Raw genomic sequence first — 378 nt, 5'->3', positions numbered from 1 at the left:
CAGGCCTTTGAGCACGGCGCGCAGGGCGTCGGGCTTTACATGTTGCGGGCGGCCATTCGCGTCGATCCAATCGACGGCCAGGCCCGCTCGGCTGGCGAGTATTTCCAATTGCGCGTCGCTCAAGGGTGCTCTCCAACAGGGGAATGGGTGAGGCTGACGCGGGCGCTGAGGGGAGCCAATTGTTCGGCCCCGCTGGCCTGCGTCACAAATAGGAGGTGCTCGGCAGCCGGGTAGTTCAGAGAATCGGCGCTCAGGTTGAGGTCGATCTGCAACAGGCTGCCATTGCCCAGGCGCCAGCGCGCCGTGACCGCGCCCTCTGCCAGCACGTGCGCACCCAGGGCCATGCTGCCGGGCAGGTGCGGCACGATATGTTGGTGG

1 protein-coding gene is annotated in these 378 nt (G+C 66.4%); it reads right to left on the bottom strand.

Annotated elements, in window-relative coordinates:
* Nucleotides 1-119: 119 nt before the first annotated feature.
* Nucleotides 120-378: DUF3459 domain-containing protein (locus HX846_RS39145; RefSeq protein WP_178967691.1), on the bottom strand; the 259-nt coding region annotated here is incomplete at its 5' end.

The organism is Pseudomonas sp. K5002 (assembly GCF_013386655.1).
Classification (GTDB): domain Bacteria; phylum Pseudomonadota; class Gammaproteobacteria; order Pseudomonadales; family Pseudomonadaceae; genus Aquipseudomonas.
Note: the sequence above shows the minus strand (reverse complement) of the source record. Positions and strands in the feature narration are given on the sequence as shown.